This window comes from Sphingobium sp. B12D2B (assembly GCF_025961775.1).
Classification (GTDB): domain Bacteria; phylum Pseudomonadota; class Alphaproteobacteria; order Sphingomonadales; family Sphingomonadaceae; genus Sphingobium.
The window spans coordinates 81,195-102,484 of record NZ_JAOQOH010000002.1 but is presented as its reverse complement, the minus strand read 5'-3'; the positions used below and the strand labels follow the sequence as shown (position 1 = coordinate 102,484).

Annotated in this window: 7 protein-coding genes, 1 pseudogene and 1 riboswitch; all 8 genes and pseudogenes read left to right on the top strand. The window is 62.0% G+C overall.

Annotated features, from left to right (window positions below; genetic code table 11):
* Nucleotides 1–50 precede the first annotated feature (50 nt).
* The 8 genes and pseudogenes from M2335_RS16370 to M2335_RS16340 all read left to right on the top strand — a co-directional run bounded on the left by M2335_RS16370 (nucleotide 51) and on the right by M2335_RS16340 (nucleotide 21,213).
* Nucleotides 51–6,497 (top strand): YDG domain-containing protein, encoded by a 6,447-nt coding sequence (locus tag M2335_RS16370; RefSeq protein WP_264595518.1) that lies wholly within the window; start codon nucleotides 51–53, stop codon nucleotides 6,495–6,497.
* Between the two features lie 236 nt (nucleotides 6,498–6,733).
* Nucleotides 6,734–7,261: a helix-turn-helix domain-containing protein gene (locus M2335_RS16365; RefSeq protein ID WP_264595517.1), complete on the top strand. Its 528-nt coding sequence runs from the start codon at nucleotides 6,734–6,736 to the stop codon at nucleotides 7,259–7,261.
* Between the two features lie 194 nt (nucleotides 7,262–7,455).
* A riboswitch (cyclic di-GMP riboswitch) is annotated at nucleotides 7,456–7,532 on the top strand.
* Nucleotides 7,533–7,557: 25 nt separating this feature from the next.
* Nucleotides 7,558–8,028, top strand: a pseudogene (locus M2335_RS16555) (POTRA domain-containing protein); the annotation flags it as partial.
* 24 nt (nucleotides 8,029–8,052) lie between these two features.
* Nucleotides 8,053–9,237, top strand: coding sequence for a ShlB/FhaC/HecB family hemolysin secretion/activation protein (locus M2335_RS16360; RefSeq protein WP_264595516.1), 1,185 nt, complete (start codon nucleotides 8,053–8,055; stop codon nucleotides 9,235–9,237).
* 13 nt (nucleotides 9,238–9,250) lie between these two features.
* Nucleotides 9,251–9,937, top strand: a complete 687-nt coding sequence (locus M2335_RS16355) for a hypothetical protein (protein ID WP_264595515.1) — start codon at nucleotides 9,251–9,253, stop codon at nucleotides 9,935–9,937.
* A 5-nt stretch (nucleotides 9,938–9,942) separates the two neighbouring features.
* Nucleotides 9,943–19,290 (top strand): hemagglutinin repeat-containing protein, encoded by a 9,348-nt coding sequence (locus M2335_RS16350; protein WP_264595544.1) that lies wholly within the window; start codon nucleotides 9,943–9,945, stop codon nucleotides 19,288–19,290.
* Nucleotides 19,291–19,617, top strand: a complete 327-nt coding sequence (locus M2335_RS16345) for a hypothetical protein (RefSeq protein ID WP_264595514.1) — start codon at nucleotides 19,291–19,293, stop codon at nucleotides 19,615–19,617.
* A 285-nt stretch (nucleotides 19,618–19,902) separates the two neighbouring features.
* Nucleotides 19,903–21,213: a hypothetical protein gene (locus M2335_RS16340; RefSeq protein ID WP_264595513.1), complete on the top strand. Its 1,311-nt coding sequence runs from the start codon at nucleotides 19,903–19,905 to the stop codon at nucleotides 21,211–21,213.
* Nucleotides 21,214–21,290: the final 77 nt, after the last annotated feature.

The window sequence follows — 21,290 nt, the reverse complement described above, 5'->3', positions numbered from 1 at the left end:
TGAGCACAAGCAAGAGTAATTGGCGTCGGATGCGGTGTGGGGCGAGCGGTTTGGCGCTGATTGCGGCGTTGTCGCTGGCGGTACCGGTACAGGCTAATCCTGCGGGTGGCGTCGTGGTGGCGGGCGATGCGGTCATCGCGGGGCAAGGGACGGGTTCGGTCACGATCAACCAGTCGAGCGGCCGGGCGATCCTGGACTGGCAGAGCTTCTCGGTGGGGACGGGCGAGAACGTGCGCTTCGTCCAGCCTGGTAAGGATGCGATCGCGGTCAACCGGGTGACCGGCGCTGATGCTTCGCAGATCCTTGGCAATCTGAGCGCCAATGGCCAGCTGGTGCTGATCAACCGCAACGGGATCGCGTTCGGCAAGAGCGCTGTTGTGGATGTTGCGGGTCTGGTGGCGACCACGGCCGATATCGATGCCGAGGGGTTCATGGCGACAGGCGCGCTGAGCTTCTCGAACGGCGCGCGTGTGCCTGGGGCGGGAATCGTCAACGAAGGCCGGATCACGGTGCGGGACGCAGGTCTTGCGGCGCTGGTGGCGCCGAGCGTGCGCAACAGCGGCGTGATCGTGGCGGACATGGGTCGGGTGGCGCTGGGGGCCGGCACCGGCTTTGTGGTGGACCTCTACGGCGACGGGATGATCAAGTTCGCGCCCGATGGTGCGATCCAGCAGACCCTGGGCGATGGCAGCGGGGCGCTGGTCGACAATAGCGGCACGGTGCAGGCCAATGGCGGTCGGGTGATGCTGACGGCGTCGGCGGCACGCGAGGTTGTCAACGCCTCGGTTAACTCGACCGGCATCATCCGGGCCGAGGGGATCAAGGCGAAGGGGGGCACGATCTCGCTGACCGGCTCGGGCCATATCGCCTCGACCGGCCTGGTCTCTGCCGACAGCGCGCAGGGGCAGGGTGGCCAGGTCACCATCTCGGGCGGCTCGGTGGCGCTGGGCGGTCTCATCACCGCCTCGGGCAAGGATGGCGGCAGCGTCGCTGTTGACGCGCAGCGCCAGCTCTCATTGGCGGACAAAGTCCAGGCTGTGGGTGCGCTAGGGCAGGGTGGCACCATCGGCTATCGAGCTGGGAGTGTTCTCGAGACATCAACGGGGGTTACCAACGTCTCGGGCCTCACCCACGCCGGCACAATCTCGGCCAGCGCCGCAACCAATTACACGACCTCCGGTACCTATCTCGCGCAGGGCCAATATGGCCATGGTGGGCGGATCGACCTGACGGCCAGCCACGGCGTTTCGCTTCTCTCGCCGACAATCGCCGCTTCGGGCCTCCAGGCTGGTGGCCTCATTCGTATCGGCGGCGCATTCCAGGGCGGCAAGGCACCTGATACGTCCAAATCCTACCATCAAAGCTTCCTTGGGCGCTGGGGGGCTCTCACACCGATCGCGCAGACCAAGACGCTCTATGTGAGCGGCGGCACACGCATCAATGCCAACTCCACCCTGGGCAATGGCGGCACAGCTATTCTCTGGTCCGATCAGCAGACCACTTTCCTTGGTGGCATCGACGCTCGAGGCGTTCATCCTGGATCGGTTGAAATCTCGTCAGCAGGTGAGCTGCGCCGGCTCGATGTCACCAACGTGACGCTCGGAAAAGGTGGTACGCTCCTCCTGGACCCCAAGAACATCGTTATTGGTAATGCAGATTCGGTGGCAGGCTGGGCCTATGACGGGATACTTCAGGCTGTTGCGCCGCCACCTACCTCCCAAGAGCTGAGCGATATTGCCTTTTTTGGCTGGTCTGTAGCGTTGAACGGCGCCGGCGATCGCCTGGCCGTCGGCAGCCTACGCGAAAACCGAGTTTATCTGTTCAGCTTTACGGACAACAGTTTCAGCAACGGAGCACTCGAAGCCATTGTGTCGAACGAGTTCTCGGGCGGCAAGAATGTGAATCTATCGAACTCAGCGTTCGAGTTAATCGGATCCAGTGTCGCCTTCAATGCGACGGGCGACCGTCTTGCGGTAGGCGCATTCCAAACTGTCGGTGGCGGCGCTGTAGCCCTGATCGCGTTCGATGATTCCAATTTCACCAATGGGCGTAAAGCTGCCACGATCGGTGAAGGCTTTACCGACACGAACGACATCGATGTCCAGCTTGAGGATTACGACAATTTTGGCAGTTCGGTCTCGCTCAACGCCGCTGGTACCGTCCTGGCTGTCGGGGCTGGCAATAATGGTGGAGCGACATCTTCCCGTCCGGGGGCTGGCGCGGTCTACATCTTCGGCTTTGCTAATTCTGATTTTGAGGGCGGTTCGCTCAAGCATGTCATCGGCGCCGACTATGCGCAACCAGGCAATCTCGATCTTAATCTCAATGCGGCTGACGGTTTTGGCGCTGCAGTTGCATTAAACGGCGCAGGCGATCGTCTGGCCGTTGGCGCCCCCGGGACGGCCGCGACGGCGGGCTTGTCGGTGGGCGCAGTTTACCTGTTCGACATTGGCGATCCTTTTAACGCCGGCAGTGCGCTGCGCGGGCGTATCGGACATGATTATTCGGGCCCAAACGACGTTAATATTGCTTTGCAAGCCCGCACCCAATTTGGCGCCGGCCTATCCTTCAATGGAGCAGGCGATCGCCTCGCCATCGGCATGACTGGTGACACTCCGGGTGTCTTCCTTCTGGCCTTTGACGATAGCAATTTCAACAACGGTGTCCCCATCCATTTTCTGGGCGATGCCCCTTATTCTTACCCCGATCCGGTCATTGTTCCAGGCATCGACGCGCAGGACTTTTTTGGCAACTCCGTATCCTTAAACGCCGCTGGAGACAGGCTGGCCGTGGGAGCAAGATTTGATAGGGGGGCAGCTAACGACCGCGATAGAGCGGGCGCCACTCATCTCTTCTCCTTCAGCGGAGCGACCTTTGAAAATCCTCTGTTGGAGGGTACGATTGGTGCGGGCTATCGTGCGCAAGCGGGGACTCCCAAGGATATTCCTGTCGAATATCAAGTGCCAACCCTTAGCAATGATCGCTTTGGCTTCTCGGTTGCCTTCAACGCCAGCGGCGATCGGCTTGCAGTTGGTGCTGTCGGCGACGACGGTATCAACGATGACGTGCTTGACGCGGGCGCGGTCTATCTCTTCGATCTGAGCGGCGGGAACCTCGCAAATGCCACCCTGGCAGCCAAAATTGGCGCAGGCTATGCCGGTGGCAACAACCGGGACATCGGTCTTGGCTCCGATGATCGGTTCGGATCTTCCGTGGCGCTGAACGGCGCGGGCGATCGTTTGGCGGTTGGTGCTCCCGGGGATGCTGGCGCAGCTGACAACAACCCTGAGACGGGCGCGGTTTATCTCTTCTCGTTCAATGATCCCGCGGTCGCCTTCGGATCCGGCGCTTTGGAAGGCATTATTGGCCTGGGCTATCTGGACAGCAAGGACCGGAACGAAATTCGTCTGGAAGATGATGACCGGTTCGGCAGTGCCGTCGCGCTAAACAATGCTGGTAATCAACTTATCGTAGGGGCGCCCGGCGATGACGGCGGCGACAATGCCACTGACGAAGCGGGTGCTGTGTACAAATATCGCTTCGACGACGACGTCTTTAGCAATGTTGTGCGCCTCGGCACGTTGGGCGCCGCCTATTACAACAATGGTGACGGTCTTGAGGCGTTGGGCTCTGGCCACCAATTTGGTTCCTCAGTGGCGCTGAGCGGTTCTGGAAATGTAATGGCCGTCGGATCCCCCGGCAACGAGGGAGCGAACTTTGATTCAAGCGACGCAGGCGCCGTCTACACCTATCAGTTTCCGCTCACCAACCTTCTGGATGAGACTCTGCACGCGATTTTGGGGCGAGATTATGCCATGCCCGCTGGGTTGGGCTTGGTCGTTTCGGCGGGTGAACGCTTCGGCTCGGCTGTCGCCCTGGACGATGCAGGGATCAAGCTTGCCGTCGGATCCCGATCCTATAGCGACAGTAGCAATGCGAACGTCGGCAAAGTGTCGTTGATCGAGTTCGGTGACACTAGCCATATGAGCGCCGCCCTCACCAGCACGATTGGTCTCAATCAAACAGCTCCGGGCGATGTTGACCTTGCTGTCGCGCCAGGAACGGAACTGGGCTCGGCGCTCGCCTATAACGGAAACGCTAACCTGCTCGCCATCGGTGCGGCGAAGTATAACGAGATGGGGGATAGCAGCTACGTCGGCGGCGGTGTCTACTTCATTAGCGAAGGCAGTGTCCCAGGGAGAGGCTTTGGCGACGCGCCCACGAGCACCATCAGGTTCGCCGCCGCCGGCATCGCGAGCCAGTTGCAAAGTGGGACCGACGTCGTGCTGCAGGCGTCCAACGACATCACAGTTTCTAATGCGATCACCGTCGCAGCGGGAAGCAGCGGAGTGGGCACGCTCACGCTTCAAGCGGGTCGGTCAATCCTGATCAATGCGAGCATAACAACGCGTGATGGCGACGTAACGCTGATTGCCAATGAGAGGCCTGCCAATGGCGTTATTCCGGCCAACCGGGACCCCGGTGTGGCGCGGATCACGATGGCCAACGGCACCAATATCGATGCTGGTACCGGCAATATTCATGCGGAAATCCGCGCGGGTACCGACGCGAGCGGCGCCCAGATTACACTCAATTCGTTAACCGGTAACACTATCACCGCCATCTCGCGCGGTGGCCCCGGCACCGGAACCCTGCAGACGCTCAACGGAGCAAGCTTCATCGCAAATGGGTCGGGCGACGCCGTCCAGTTTGTCGGCGATGTCCTCAATATGGGTAATGCGACGATCTCGACGCCCAACGGTCGCTGGCTGCTCTGGGCCAGCGGCCCCAACAATGTCTCACTGGGTTCGCTGTCCTTCGACTTCAAGCAATATGCCGCGACTTATGCAGTGACGCCCGTCGCTCAGGCTACTGGCAACGGTTTGCTCTTCATCCGCGCGCCGATCATCACGCCGACATTGCTTTCCACTCAGAAGACATATGACGGCACGACGAACGTGCCCGCGCCTGTGGTTGTTGCTGGCGGTGCGGTAGGCGACGACAACATCACCCTTGATCTTGGGACCGTTGCCTTCACCGACAAGAATGCGGGCACCGGGAACAAGACATATGAGGCAACCGGCATCAGTCTCATCGGCGCCACCACAGCCGACGGCAAGCCGATCTATGGTTATACGCTCGGCAGCACCACGGCCACCAATTCCACCAGCACCATCTTTCGCAAGGCGGTGACGGTGCTCGATGTGGTGGCAGAAGACAAAGTCTATGATGGGACATTGGCCGCGCAGATCTCGGGCGGCCGCTTGGATGGTGTCGTTTCGCTGGACGATCTCCAGCTGGTCAGAGGCAATGCCGCCTTCGCAGACAAGAATGCGGGCACTGGTAAGATCGTTACGGCATCGGGTTTTGCGCTCTCGGGCGCGGATCGGGACAACTATTCGATTACGCAGCCGACGGGGCTCAGCGCCAACATTACCAAGGCTGTTCTCCGACTTGACGGCGCAGAGGCGGTCGACCGGAGCTATGATGGGACAACCGCAGTCGTCATCAACGGCACACTCCAAGGGGTTGCTGCGGGCGATAGCATCACACTCGACACCAAAACCGGTACGATGGCCGACAAGAATGTTGGAACCGCCAAGCAAGTGGCTGCATCATTCACCGTCACGGGCACAGGCCTCGAGAATTACGAGCTGGTCCAACCCACCGGACTGACCGTCAATATCTCCGCCGTGACGCTGGCGTTGGTTGGGGCAAAGGCCGTCGATCGCATTTATGATGGCAGCCGCCTCGTCGCGATCGAGGGCAACAGTCTTGCAGGCCTTATCGCCGGTGACGCGGTGGCGCTCGGAGATAAGACGGGACTGATGACCGACAAGAATGTCGGCGTTGGCAAAGCGGTCACCGGTGCGCTCACATTAGCTGGAGCGGATGCCGGCAATTATCGGATCAGTCAACCGATGGGCCTCACAGTCTCGATATCGCCCGCCACGCTGATCCTTGCTGTCAATGACGCGCGCAAAGAGGCGAATGGTCCTGAGCCCATGGTCACTTATACGCTTGCAGGCCTCGTCGGCACCGATCGGCCTGACATTGTGACGGGCGTCACCTTCTCGAGCGAGGGCTTTGGCAACGCCCCGGTGGGCAGTTACGTCCTCAACGCCAGCAACGGCACGGCGCCGAATTATACGATCAGCTACCGCTCCGGGACGCTCAGTGTGGAGAGGGTAGCCAATCAGTGGGTGCCGCTGCAGAGGGAAGCCGATCGGGTCATCCACATGGGAGATCCCACGCCCTGGCAGGTGGTTCGCGATGTGCGATCGCCGCTTGGGAGCAGCTTCAACCCACTGCTCGTCCGGGACCTTGCTAGCGAACGCGGGCCGCGCGGCTCACTTTATACCGAGGTGGCAGGCACAGATTTGCAGCTGCCGACCGCCAGGATCGTCCAAAGGGGACAGGCGAGCGATCTTCAGATGATCACGCCAAGGGTCCGGCTGTCCGATGCCAACGTCTACTATGTCGGTAGTGCACAATGACTCCTGGCAACTTGTCCGGATCGGGCGGGCGCAGGCGCTTGCGATCCCGCGGTTGCGGCAAAGCCGCGACTTTGGCCTTCTTCCCCGAAGGCCAAAACCGACCTGAGTTTTCCACGCCTCGTCCCGGTTTGGCGCACGTTCCCACGCCGTGCGCCGGGAGGGCTGCTGACGGGCAGTCCTCCCATCCTCTTGTCGCTGATTTGACGATCGAACGCAACGCACGAAGGCCCGCCCGCATGACCGCAATGGAGCCAACCAACATGAACAGTCTGGAGAGCGGATCGGTGATCTCCATTGCCCGCAAACTGCAAACGGCTCTTATCGGCCGCTGCAGCGCCTCAGACCTGGAAAACGCCCGTCTGCTTACGAGCCAGCTCCTCACTCTTGCCATGCGCCACGATCTTAGTCGTGAGGACCAGGTCGTCCGCAAGGCGCTGGGCCTGCGTCAGCTGCGCGGCGGCAAGATCCTCATGCTGCTTGTCAATAATGCAGGCTCGTTCTGCTCTTCTGGCGATATTGCGCGCGCACTCGGGACCGTCTCCCAGGGCACGATCAAGGTTTATATGTGCGAACTGCGCTATGCTTTGGCGGGTGTTGGGCTACCGCCGATGATCCAGACGGAATGGCGCAAGGGCTATTGGATCAGCAAGCCAGATGCCGCCTATTTCAGCACATGGCTGTCCGAGCGGATAGAGGCTGAAGGCGCTTCAATCGCCGATGTCGCAGCCAGCCAAACTGGGCTTCAAAGCGTGCATGTGGGTTGAATGACAAAATGGGGCAGAGGTGTCGTCACCTTATGACCGAGGCGCGCGCTTTTGGTGCAGGCCGCGCCCGTCGCCGCCCCCACATTGATATGGCGTTTTAAGAGTTAATCGAAGTCAAAGGCATCAGGCGTTGGCTTGTCCTATGCCGCACTCTCCGATCCTGTCGGGCCGGTGTGCGCGTAGCTGGCTCGACGGCCCGATAAAGGCAAACCGCTTGTGAAGGCGGGACGCAAAGCCACCGGCCTCTTCCTGAGGCAGCGGGGTTGCCGAAGGTCAGGGGGTTAGAAAGTTTGCAGATGATTGCCTGCGCGCGGCCTGGGAGCCGTGCGCGCTACCAGAATGTTCGCGGATTATGCGCGATCATCATGATGTCGGCCGCGCTGTGCCCCGCACGGGCGCAGCCGCCTGCAAACCCGTTCGATGTCGAGCAGGCCCGTCGCGCGGCGGAAGCTCAGGCAGCTGAGCGAAACGCGCGGGAAGGTGCGCCGCTGAGCGCGCTTGGTGATCAGGAGACCGGCCCTCTCGGGAGCTTTCCGATAGAGGCGAACTGCCGTGTGATTTCTCATGTCGTGATTGACGGCGGGGCGCCGCGTGGACTGCGATGGGTGGCCCGGCATCTGGCGCAATTGAATGGGCGCTGCATTGGAAGCCAGGGGCTCAACCATATTCTTGCATCCTTGCAGGCAGCCTTCCTGGACCGGGGATTATCGACCACGCGGGCGGGTTATCCGCAGCAGGATATGAGCGCGGGCACATTGCGCGTCGCGATCGTGCCGGGAAGAGTGTCCGGCATGCGAGGCGCGCATGGTGTTCGCTCCTGGCGTCATGCTTTCCCGCAAGGTGAGGGCGATCTCCTTTCGCTGCGCGCTATGGAGCAGGGCCTGGACCAGATGCGGCGTGTGCCTGGCCGAGAGGTCAAGGTGGACATCGCTCCGGGAGATCAGCCGGGCGAGAGCTTTCTCGATGTCGCGGTCAAGGATGTGCGGCCGGTCTCGCTGACGCTGTCGGGCAATAATCTTGCTGGACCGACCGTAGGACGCTGGCAAGGCTCTGCGCAGCTCTCGACGCTTAATCTGCTGGGACTTTCGGAGATCGCGACAGTCTCGATCAACAGTCGATTGCAGAGCCCATCCCTGCCCGCCGACAGCCGCAGCACGGGCGCTAGTTTCACGATCCCGTTCGGTTGGTGGACCTTGGGGGTCTCTGCGAATCGCAGCGATTACGCACAGCGCGTCATTGGCGAGGTCAAGGATTTCCAGACGGATGGTCGGCTTGATACTGTCTCGGCGTGGGTCGAGCGTGTCATTCACCGCGACCGAACCTCAAAGACGTCCCTGCGCCTATCCGTGCAGCGGCGGCGCGGGCGCAGCTTCATTGATGGCATCGAGATTGGCCTGCAGCGTCAGGATCTGACGGATCTTGAGTTTGCGCTGGTCGACCGGCATCGCATCGGCCGCGTGCAGATCGACACGCAGCTTTCCCATCGCCGGGGCATGCCCTGGCTGGGGGCGCAGGCAGAAACAGACGATCGTCCGGCGAGCCTCCCGACGGCCCGCTACCGCATCACCACGGCCGATGTGTCGCTCAACGCGCCCTTGGGCCCAGTTCTGGCCTATCGAGGGGCATTTCACGGACAATGGAGTGACCGTCCGCTTTACGGGTCGGACCAGATTTCGGTCGGCGGTCCGTTCACCGTGCGGGGTTTCGACAGTGACCAGGCCCTGATCGGCAGGGCCGGGTGGTATTTGCGCCAGGAACTGACTGCGCGTCTGGGTGACCATCTCCAGCCTTATGTTCTTGCCGATACCGGTCATGTGCGCGGCACGCATCTAACGCCGATCGGTGTCGGCATGGGTCTGCGCGCCCAGGCCTTTGGCGCAAGCCTCGATGCGTGGATCGCGATTCCCTTCGTACCCAAGAGTCTCGCCGGAGACCGGCCTTCCATGATCGGCGTCACCGCCGGTTGGACCCTTTGAGCAGGAGGGGGCGATGGAGTTCATCAACAGATTGAAGAAGGAAATGAGCGAGGGCATCGTTCGTGCTGTCCTTGAAGATGCCGGATACCGGGTCACCGATTGCGGCATCGAAAAGGTCATTCCTGCGCTCAATTGTCGCAGCGTCGAGGAGTATGAAGCGCTCAGTTTTTCGACAGCGCTGCGCACATTGCCGGACTTTGTCGTCATGACATCCGACGAGACGGAGCAGCTGTTGGTCGAAGTGAAATACCGCACCCTGTGGGGGCTCGAGGTACTGGAAAAAGTGCGCGAGCAGGTGCGCATTCACGGCGAACTGGTCCTCATTTCGTTCAACGCGAGCGCGCCCAATCCACGAAATTATGCCGATAGCCCGTCTCGCTTCCTGCGCTGTTGCCGTCTGCGCAATTGCGAGGGTTTCTACGAGGTCGAGCTGCGCGAACGCGGATCCTCCCGCGCCTGGCACCTGGTTGATGATCTGACCGATGGCCCCGCACTCTGGTGGGCCCTCTCTCCGCTTCATCAGCTGTTCGGCCAACTGCGCGAGGATGACGGTCGGGTCAGTCTTCGCGAGGCTGTAAAAGCCATTAGCGGCATCCTGGACGCCGCGCCGACCTCTGCCGCGGCAAATGACGGCGCCGACCGACAACCAAAGCACCGGTTGGCAGACCCCAAACTCGCAAAATCGAGGAAATCCACGTGACCCAGATGTCCAAGGCGCATCGGCAGACTTGGCGCGCGACAACGTCGCGCGCATCCATCGCCCGTCAGCTGGTCCATGCGGTATCGATCGTATCGATGGTCGCCTCGCCTGTGATGGCGCAGGTGGCGCCTGGCGGCCAGAATGCGCCGACCATGGATATGGCTGCGAACGGAACGCCGGTTGTGCGGATCACCACGCCAAACAGCGCGGGCGTCAGCCATAACACATATGACCAGTTCAGCGTCGATGGCCGGGGTCTGATCCTCAATAATAGCGGCCAGATCGTCTCGACGAGCCTCGCGGGCTACATCGATGGCAATGGCAACCTGAAGACCAGCGGTCCTGCAAAGCTCATCCTCAACGAGGTGGTGAGCGCAAACCCCTCGCATCTCGCGGGCTATATGGAGGTCGCCGGCCCTGCCGCCCAGCTCGTCCTCGCCAATGCCAACGGCATCACTTGTGACGGCTGCGGCTTCATCAATACCCCTTGGGCGACGCTTGCCGCGGGCAAGGCTATGTTCGGGCCTGCCGGGAGCCTCAGTGGTTTCGCCGTCGACGGCGGCAAGCTTGCCGTGGGCGGGAAAGGGCTCGACGCTTCGGGCGCCCGGCTTGATCTTTTTGCCCGCGCGATCGCGATCAACGGCGGCGTTTGGGCCGAGCGGATCAATGCGTCGACAGGCGTGGGCGATATCGCGATCGCGGGGAGCGACGATCCGATCGTTGTGACAGGGCGCGCGTCGAACGAAGTGGTCGCGCCGGCCTTCGCTCTGGATGTTGCCGCGATCGGCGGCATGTATGCGCGTTCGATCCGGCTGATCGGCACGGAAGCCGGTCTCGGCGTGCGCATCGACGGTACGCTTGCCAGTCTCGAACAGGGCGTCACGCTCGACGCGGCCGGACATATCGGCATAGGCGGCAAGCTTGTCGCGAACACAAGTGCCACCGTCACCGGTGGCAGCGATGTCGCAGTCTCCGGAACGCTTTATGGTGCTGCCAGCGCCAGTCTTTCTCTCGCTGGAACCCTCGCCAATAGTGGTGTCATTGGTTCCGAGGGGAATATCGGCCTCAAGGCGCAGGCGATCGGGTCTTCAGGAACTCTTGCCGCAGGCCTGGAGGCTGATGGCAGCCTTGGCACATCGGGCGATGTGAGCTTGTCCGCATCCGGCGCGGTCCAGCTTGGCGGCCAGATGATCGCGCCAGGCAGTCTCATATTGAATGCAGGGAAGCTCGACCTTGAAGGCGCCATCCAAGCCGACCGTGCCCTTATGTCGGCGACCGGAGCAATCAGCCAGGGCGCCGGAGCGACTTTAAACCTGACCGGCAATCTTGGGCTGACAGCTTCAAGCCTCATAAATCGCGGCGCTGTGCGCAGCGCGACTGCAGTCCTCGAGGTGGGCGCCCTTGATAATGATGCCGGCATTTTCGCCACTACGGGCGCTCAAAGCTGGAGAATCACGGGCGGTGCGTCGAGCCGAGGCGGGACGATCGAAACGGGCGGTCTGCTGGCACTTAATGCCGGCACCCTTGACCTTACAGGCGGCCGGCTCGTGTCGACCGGAACGGAAGGGATGACGCTTAATCTGACCGGCGCGCTGGTCGCGTCAGGAGCCCAGATCGGTGGCAATGGCGCCGTGACGATCGACGCGTCATCGATCACGCTGGGCAGCGGCCGGATCGACGCCAGCGGCGCTCTTACGATCGATGCGCGCAATACTGTCTCGGTCGCGGGCGGCGCGATTGTTGGCCAGACTCTCGATCTGCACGCCGGTCCGTTGACGCTCAGCGCAAATGCGCAACTTGGCGCCATTAGCACGGCCAACATATCGGCAGGAGATATCCTGTTTGACGCCTCCCGGCTGTCGGTTGCCGATCTCACGCTTAATGCGTCCAGCCTGTCGCTGATCCATGGCAGCAGTCTGGCAAGCTCGGGCGTCACCCTGTTCGCGCTCACGCTTGGCGATGCGCTGGACCTGAAAGACGGGCAGATCGAAGTCGCGGCGCGCAATGCTGCGTTAACCGCCAGTACGATGTCGATCGGCGCTGACGGGGCCCTGCGCCATTATGGCGCGGGTGCGCTTGCGCTCAATGTCGGTGACCTCGCGAACGCGGGGACAATCGCTGGAAACGGCAATGTCGAACTCGCCGTCGCAACACTCGACAATGAAGGCATGGTCAACGCCGTCGGCAATCAGTCGCTTGGCGTCAGCAGCACCTTGTCCAACGCCGGGCAACTCCTTGCCAATGGCAAGATGACGATCACGGGCGGGGCACTGTCGGGCGCCGGCACCGTTTCTGGCGGCCAGGGGCTGACCATGAATGCCCTGAGCATATCGATGGATGGCAGCAAGCTTCTGGCCGGTGATTTCAGCAAGGCGGGGGACGCGTCTGCCCTCAAGGCCGTTGCGACGGGCACGATCAGTCTCCGGGGCGCTCTGGCCGCGGCGACCGGAACGGCAAGCCTCAAGGGCAGCACTCTGGACGCTGGCGCGGGTCGGAGCACGGGACAAGATGTCAGCCTGATCGCGACGAGCGGCGATCTTCGCCTGACCGGCGGAACGGTGGATGGGCAGACCATCGACCTCAGCGTCGCTGGAACGATCGATGCCAGCCAGGGCGGCCTCATCCATGGCCATGCAGTGACCCTCAACGCTGCCGGTCTCGACACCAGTGTCGGACGGCTCATCACCCAGAGCCTTGATGCAACGCTTGGCAAGCTCACCAACCGGGCCGGTACGATCAGTCTTCAGGGAGCGACCCCTGCCTCGATCACCCTTTCTGGAGCGCTCGATAATACAGGCGGGCGGATCGAGGTCGCGGCCGACAGCTTCTCGTTATCGGCCGCGACGATCACGAACAATGCGGGCGCACTTGTTCACGCGGGCGCCGGCCTCGCAAAAATCACCGCCACCGGTTCGTTCGACAATGGCGGCGGTTCGATCCTCAGCAATGGCGGTCAGACCATCGCGGCAGCCGCTTTCAACAATAGCGCAGGCGATGTTCAGGCGGCCGGCGCGACCACATTCAGCATTTCAGGGACGCTGAACAATAGCGGCGGCTCCATCCGCGCCGATGAGGATCTAAGCCTTTCTGCAGCCGGTCTCGACAACCGGGGCGGGACGATCGGAACGCTGGGCGCACTCACTCAGTTCACGGCCGCCAGCCTGGATAATCGGGGCGGCGTGGTCACGGCGACCGGTGATGCGACGCTCGCCCTGGGTAGCCTGGTCAATGGCGGCGAGCTGTCTGCAGGCAAGGGGATGGACGCGACGATTGCGGCGTCAGCGGACAATGCCGGCGGCGTGATCACGGCCGAGCGGATTGGTCTGTCTGCCCCAAGCTTCACCAATAGTGACGGCAGAGTGCTTGCAGGCACTGGCGGGGCCGACCTGCATGTTGCTGATCAGTTCGACAATAGCCTTGGCAAAGTCGGAGCTGTCGGCGCGCTCATCCTTCGCGGCAACAATCTCATCAATGGTGGCACTATTTCCGCGAGTGGGACCGACGGCCTCATCCTCGAGCTAACGGGATCGATCGACAATCGCGGCGGTGGCGCACTTTGGTCGGACACCGACCTTAAACTGTCAGGCGCTGCGCTCACCAACGCCGGGAGCATTGCTGCAAACGATGATGTCACGCTGAACGTGGCATCGATCGCCAACGGCGCCGGGGTGATCGGCGCGGGCCATGATCTCAAGATCAGTTTCGACAGCCTCGATCCTGGCAAGCTTGTCGCCGGCAATCTGCTCGACCTGACCGCAAGCGGTGACTGGACCCTGGCCAGCGGCGCGAGCCTGATTGCGGATCACGCGCTCAAGCTCACCCTTGGAGGCGCCTTGCGTAATGAAGGGAAAATCACGGCAGCGACCAGCGCCACCATAAGCGCGGCGTCGCTCAGCAACGCCCCAACTGGCACGATCGAGGCTGGAACGCTGGATGCGAGCGTGACCGGCGCGCTCCACAATGCCGGCCTCATCAATGGCAGCAGCGTCACGCTTGCTGCCGCCAGTCTCCACAATATCGCACGCATCTATGGCGACAGCATCACGATTGCTGTGGGTGCCGCGCCCATCACCATCAATCCCAACGACAGTGTGTTCGAAGACGGCACCGGCATCAGTGATCCTTCGATTATCATCACCGAGCCCGAGGATGATCCGGATGATGACGGCAGCGGGGATCCATCGACCGGGACGGATAGCGATGACAGCGATGTGGGCGGCCAGACGGGCGATGGCCGTGCAAATATCGGGGGCAGGGAACTGGGCGACGGCAAGGTCACCAGTGCAGCGCTCTGGAACGATGGCGCGCGCGCGGTCATTGCGACCCGCTCAGGCAGCATCGTTCTGCGTTCAAATGGAGGGATCGCCAATACAGACGGCGCTCTCATCTACAGCTCGGGAAACATCGCCATTGGCGGCACAAGTCCGGGCAGTCGTGCCGGCGCTCTCGTCAACAGTTCGGCGCGGATCGAGGCGCAAGGTGACATTGCCATAGCGGCGACCAGCCTCCGCAACGTCCGCACGCTCTTCACGGTGCAGGACACGATCCTCAGTCAGACGCCTGTTTCGGTCGAGAATAAGTTCAACAAGCGTAACCGTGATCTTCTGCAATATACGCGCACGATCGCGGAGAGCGAGATCATTGCGGACAGCGGCGAAGCCGCGATCCTTGGAAGCAATATCCAGCTGGACTTCGGCACGGCCGACAATGTGATCTCGCTGATCAGTGCCAATGGCGTGCTGGATGCAAGCGGTGGATCCGTCACCAACCAAGCCTACACTGGGCAGCATACCGACCTCAGCGAAGGGGCGACGTATCATCAGGGGCGTAGCTGTCCGATATTCGGGTGCAAGGCCTGGAAGACGAACTCGATCGACCCCTATAAGGTCAAAGATGAGACGGCGACCTTCACGGTCTCAGCGATCGCTGCAGGCAATCAGGGCGTCGAGATCGCAGCAAAGGCGATCGACAATCGCAATCTCACCACCAGCGGATCGGCCGCAGGAGACTATGTCGCGAGTGCGGGCTCTGCTCAGCAGAGCATCCTTGGCGCTGCGACCAGCTCGACCCTCAACGCCTCGGCCACGACGAACGCGGTCAGCGGGGAAGGGGCGGTGCGAACCTCGCTGTTCAGCGGCGCGCCGGTCGGCACGGGATCGCTTGGCAGCATCGCGCCGGTCCTGCCGACCCTTTCCATTCGGCTGATTGGCCTGTTCGATTATGCGGCGCCCGGTTCTTCCTATCTCATCGAGACCGATCCCAAGTTCATCGACTATAAGGCGTTCGTCTCGAGCGACTATTTCTTCGATCGCTTAGGGTGGGACCCGGTGCGGGTCGGCCAACGGCTTGGCGATGCCTGGTATGAGCAGCAATATGTCGCCCAGCAGCTGACGCAGCTCACCGGTCGCAATCGCCTTGGCGACTATCGCACCGCGGAAGACCAGTACAAGGCGCTCATGAGCGCAGGTGCTGCGACGGTGCAGGCGTTCGGGCTCGCGCCGGGCATTGGCCTGTCGGCGCAGCAGATGGCAACGCTGACCAGTGACATCGTGATCATGGTCATGGTTGAGGTCGACACGCCGACCGGCAAGGCGCAGGTGCTCGCGCCGATCGTCTATCTCACGCATGTCCGCGAGGGCGACCTGCGCTCGTCGGGCGCATTGATCGCCGGCGACACGGTCACGATCCGCACCAGTGACAGTCTCGCCAACGCCGGCGTCATTCGCGCGACGCTGAACAGTGACATCGGCGCCGGCACGAGCCTCACCAACAGCGGCAGGATCGCAGGCGGAAAGACCGCGACGATCACAGCAGGCACGGATATCGTCTCGCGCGGCGGCGTGTTCACGGGCGGCGATCTCACATTGTCGGCCGGCCGGAACATCGATCTCGGCGCGCAGGCGGTCACCACCCATGTCGCAACTGGATATTCCGGGAACAGCACCCTCGGGACCATCACCAGTCATCAGGTCAGCATCGTCGATGCGACGGGCTCCCTCAAGATGGTGGCGCTCGGCGATATCAGCAGCGCGGGCGCGCAGATCGACGCAGGAACAACCGCTAGCCTCGCCGCCGGTGGCAATGTCACCCTGGGGTCAGTGACCGATAGCGTCGATAAGAACAGCTTCCTGCGGATCCGCAACGGCTACACCCAGTCGAGCAGCCATGACGAGACGGTTGTCGGCACGAGCGTGTCGGCAGCCGGGGATATTTCGATCGCGGCTGGACTGATCGATCCGACCGCGAAGCTCACCCTCAGCGCGTCTTCGGTGACCTCCGAGACGGGCGCGGTTGCGCTCTCTGGGACGGGCGGCGTCGAGATCGGCACGGCCAACGAGCATGACGCAGCGGACAGTCTGACGAAGACCAAAAAGTCGGGGATGCTCTCCTCGACCAGAACCACAACCACGAGCAGCTACACCTCCGACACCAGCGTCGGATCCACCGTCTCCGGGAGCAGCGTCAGCGTCACGAGCTCCGCGGGCAACATCGCGGTTACCGGTTCGAATGTGGTTGCCGACAAGGACGTTGCCCTCACTGCGAGGGGCGACATAACCATCGCTGCCGTTGAGAACCGCGAGAGCGAAAGCAGCGCGACGAGCGTCAAGAAGTCCGGCTTCAGCGTCGGTGGCGGCGGCGTGTTCGTCGGCGTCGCCAAGGTCGCAAACCAGAACAGCAGCGAGAGCCTGACCCACACCGGCTCACTGGTCGGTTCGTCTCAGGGCAATGTCTCGATCACGGCCGGGGGTGGCATAAAGGTCGCAGGCAGCGATGTGGTCAGCGCAGGCACGACAAGTCTCACCGGCAAGAGCATCATGGTCGAGCATGTCACCGATACGCTGGACACGACCAGCGCCAGTAAATCCTCCAGCTTTGGTCTCAGTATCGGCGCTTATGAAAATATCTCGGGCGCTGTGAAAAGCGTGGCCGGTCTGCCGGGGCGTGTTGCCGATGGTGGCGCTGGTGCAGCTGGCACGGCGATCACGGGCGTCTCGGAAGGGCTCCGGACGCTTGACGCGGTGCGGACGCTTGCGACCAACGCGGCGGGCATATCGGTCAGCCTGGGGTTCTCCAAGTCGAGCTCCTCGACACAAACGCAGACGGAGATCGTGTCAGGGTCTTCGGTGTCGGGCCAGAATGTGGTCCTCAAGGCTGAGGACGATATCCGTGTCGCCGGTTCGACCCTCAAGGCGGCGAACGATCTGACCCTCGATGCGGGTCGCGACATCGTTCTGGAGTCCGGCCAGAACAGCCTGACCAGCCAGTCCCAAGCCAAAAGCAGCGGCGGCGGGATCGGGCTGAGCGTGGGCGTGGGGCTGGCGGGCGGGGTCACCGCCAGCGGCTCGATAAGCTATTCGCAGAGCAGGTCCAGTGGCCAGTCGAGCGCGATCGAGCAGGTCAACAGCCAACTCGGCGCGGGCGGCACTCTCTCCCTGTCGTCCGGCCGCGACACGACATTGGCGGGCGCGGTGGCGACCGGCCGTGATGTATCGGTCGAGACCGGGCGGGATCTGATCGTCGAGAGCCGTCAGGATATCACTGCCTCATCAAGCAAGAGCAGTGGGTTCGGGGTCTCCCTGTCTTCCTTCGGGAATAATGCCGGCCAGTCCGGCACTGGCGGATCTGCCAGCGTTTCTTACGGGAAGGGCAGCGCCTCCTCCGCCCTTGTGGCGCAGCAGAGCGGCCTCATGGCACAGGGTGGTGTCCTCGATATCGATGTGGCCGGCAATACGAGCCTGACCGGGGGCGTGCTGGCGGCAGTAGATGGAAGCGGGGCGGATAGCGGCAAGCTCTCGCTTCAGACCGGCACGCTCGCGGTCGCCGATATTGCCGACCATGCCGACAGCCGCAGCATCTCCATCGGCTTGTCCGGAGCGGTCAACGATCCGCTGAAGGCAGACGGTGGAAAGCTCGGCGCGCCGACCATCGATGGCGCCTTTGCCAACAGCACGATCCGTCAGGAGACGCGCGGCACGATCGGGCAGGGCACGGTCAGTGTTGCCTCTCCACAAGGCGGCACCGCCTTGGCGGATGTAAACCGCGACCTCAGCGCCACGCAGGTGGTTACGAAGGACAGCCAGAGCGGCGCCACCCTCTATGCCAGCGAGACGTCGATCCGCGAAGGCATCGGCCTCGCAGCCGGCGATCGTAGCCAAAGCGCCATCCTCGCTACGGCCGACAAGCTCGCTACCGACCCCCTCGCCATCGTGAAGGCGGTGGTGGGTGAGGCCAAATCGCTCGGCGACGGGAAGCAGCGCTCTGGCGCCCTGGAGACGCTGGTCGACAAGGTCGACAGCATGGTGCCCGGTTATGCGCATCGTCAGGTGCAGGAGCAGATCGAACGCGCGCCGGCTGCGATCCAGTCTGCCGGCCTGACGCCAGAGCAAACCGCTGCGACCGTCGAGCGGATGACAGCGGAAGGCGTGTTCGAGCGTTCTGGCGAGCTTGAGCAGGCCTATACAGATCTGGGCAGGAGCTTGCCCTTGCCGCCTGAGAAGGTGGCGGCGGTCAAATCGGCCATTCGCGAGTTCGTCGCCCGCGGCAACACCTCGCCGGAAGCGCAGGCGACGTTCAAGCAGCAGATGAGCGAAATCACGGGGGAAGATATTGTAGTGATCGGTCGTCGTGAGACACCGATGGGTAGGGTCACCCATCTCGCGGTGCAGACCAGCGAGAAGTTGGGGTCGGCTTACAATAATGCGCCCGACTGGATGAAGAAAGGCATTGCGGCGGCGACGACGGTGATGGGCGGTCTCAGCGGAATCGTATCCGGAGTTGTGCTGGAGGTCAGTGGCGCAGGCGCTCTAATCGAGAAGGGCAAGGAAGTTATTGTCGTCGGCGGCGACGCCCTGCTGCGTGACGATAGCTTCTCTCAGGTCCATGCCGAGAACCAGGACAAGAGTGCCGACAATCCCACCTACAATCAGACAACCGGGATCGGCATCGTTGCCGATACCGCCCTCGCCGCTATAGTCGGGGGCGGGGTTAAGGGTGTCGTCAAGGGTGAGGTGCCTGCCTTAAGCAAGGCTGATTTCCCGGAGAAAGTAGCGACGATCAGTCGTCAGAAGCAGGAGCGGCATGTGAACGGTGGTCGGGATAAAGATCCTGACGCAGGCGGTGAAATGGCAAGCCTCTCCGATGCACAGGCCGTTCTTGATGCCTACCATGCAGGGAATGCAACAATTGTAGGAAAGACTGTTCAGGGCGACCCGATCGTGCAGGTCGATGGCATCGTTGGAATTAATAAGAACGCCGGATCTGGATATGATAATCAACCCACCAACATATTCATTATCAAGGGAACAAAGAGCGTGAGCGTGGTACCGACCTCTCCTTCAAAGGCACAGAAATAGATGAGGATCGAGCAGGAAGCGTTCCAGGAATGGAATATGATGATGAGAATGCTCGTCGGCGTTACCAACAGGCATATCTCAAACAACATGAGGAGGGTGGGTCTTCGAAAGGAAGGCGAAGACTGGATTGTCGAGGTGATCCTTGAGAAGGACGATCCGGAAGATCGCGAAGAAGCTGAAGAATTCGCAAGTGAGCTTTGGATATTGTCAGAAGACAATGCAGAGGGCGCAGTGCGCTCGCGGGTGATCGTTGATGATGGTCCCCCTGAGAACTTTCCGAAATTCGAAAAATTTGCGGGCTCGGTCTACTGGCGCAAGGAAGATTGATCGGCTCAGAGGGCGGCTAGGGGCGGGTCATCGCGATCAGGCCTTAGCCGACCGAAGATCGCAGCAACCTTGTCGGGGCGCGACGTATCGGTTGAGACTGGACGGGATCTGATCGTCGAGAGCCGTCAGGACGTGGCGTCGTCGTGAAGCAAGGACAGTGGCTTTGGCGGTTCAGTGTCGGTGTTCGGGACGAGCGGCGGCCAGTCGGGTCTCAGCGGTTCTGCCAGCGTTTCTTATGGGAAGGGCAGTGCCTCCTCCGCCCTTGTGGCGCAGCAGAGCGGCATCATGGCACAGGGTGGTGTCCTCGATATCGATGTGGCCGGCAAGACGAGCCCGACCGGGGGCGTGCTGGCGGCAGTGGATGGAAGCGGCGCGAATAGCGGCAAGCTCTCGCTTCAGACCGGCACGCTCGCGGTCGCCGATATTGCCGACCATGCCGACAGCCGCAGCATCTCCATAGGCTTGTCCGGAGCGGTCAACGATCCGCTGAAGGCGAGCGGAGGAAAGCTCGGCGCGCCGACCATCGATGGCGCCTTTGCCAACAGCACGGTCCGTCAGGAGACGCGCGGTACGATCGGGCAGGGGACGGTCAGTGTCGCCTCTCTCGAAGGCGGGACCGCCCTGGCGGATGTAAACCGCGACCTCACCGCCACGCAGGTGGTCACGAAGGACAGCCAGAGCGGCGCCACCCTCTACACGAGCGCGACGTCGATCCGCGAGGGCATCGGTCTCGCGACCGGCGACCGCAGCCAGAGCGCCATCCTCGCCACCGGTGACAAGCTTGCCGCCGATCCCCTCGCGGCGATCAAGGCGGTGGTGGGCGAGGTGCAGTCCTTCTCGGATCATCTTGCCGAGAGCGGGGCAACCGAACGACTGCTAGGCGGCATCGACCGGCTGCTGCGCGGCAATGATGCGGTCAATCTTGGACAGGTCATCGCGCAGAGCACCGATCCCCGTTTTGCGGGGAAGGGTGCGGATGAGATCGCGGCAATCCAGATCGAAGACCGGGCGGCCTACATCGAGCGGACGCTCGGCAAGGACGCGGCGGACCAGTTTCGCAGCGAGGCAGTGAATAATCCTGTCGTGCGAGGGTGGTTCAGCACCAACGCGAACGCGCTCGTGTCTCTGGGCGGGGCTGGCAACATCACCGACCTGGCCCAGTTGATCGGGCTGGGAATCGGCACTTCGGGAGCCGCTTCCAGTGCGCCGGTGGGAACGGCAGACGATCTTGTCGTAAATGGCCAGCGCAAGCTGGGCGATGCCGTCGCCCACAATCTTGTGGTGGCTCAGGATTATCTGACCGATCTTGCGACGAGCCACCCCGCGTTGTTCGCCACAATGCAGATCGGTCTGAGCCTCGGAAAAGGGCCCATTGGTGCACTGGGAAGCTATGCCCTGGACCAGGCCGTGCAGAAGGTGATGGCGGAAACAGGCCTTGACCGAAAAGCTGCGGAACTTGACGTGCTCCCCAAAGTTCCTCCACTCATAAGTAGAGTCCGGGGTTGCCATGGTGCCCATCTGGGCAAGGTTGCACAAGCCGCCTGGCAGCATCACTTTCCAAGGGTCTCAAAAGGACGCACAGCGTGTTCTCATTGAGTATGAGAGAGAGCATGCCTTGCTGTATCCTAAGACGTCACCCAAAAGATTAGAGACGTTTCTACTTAGGCAAATTT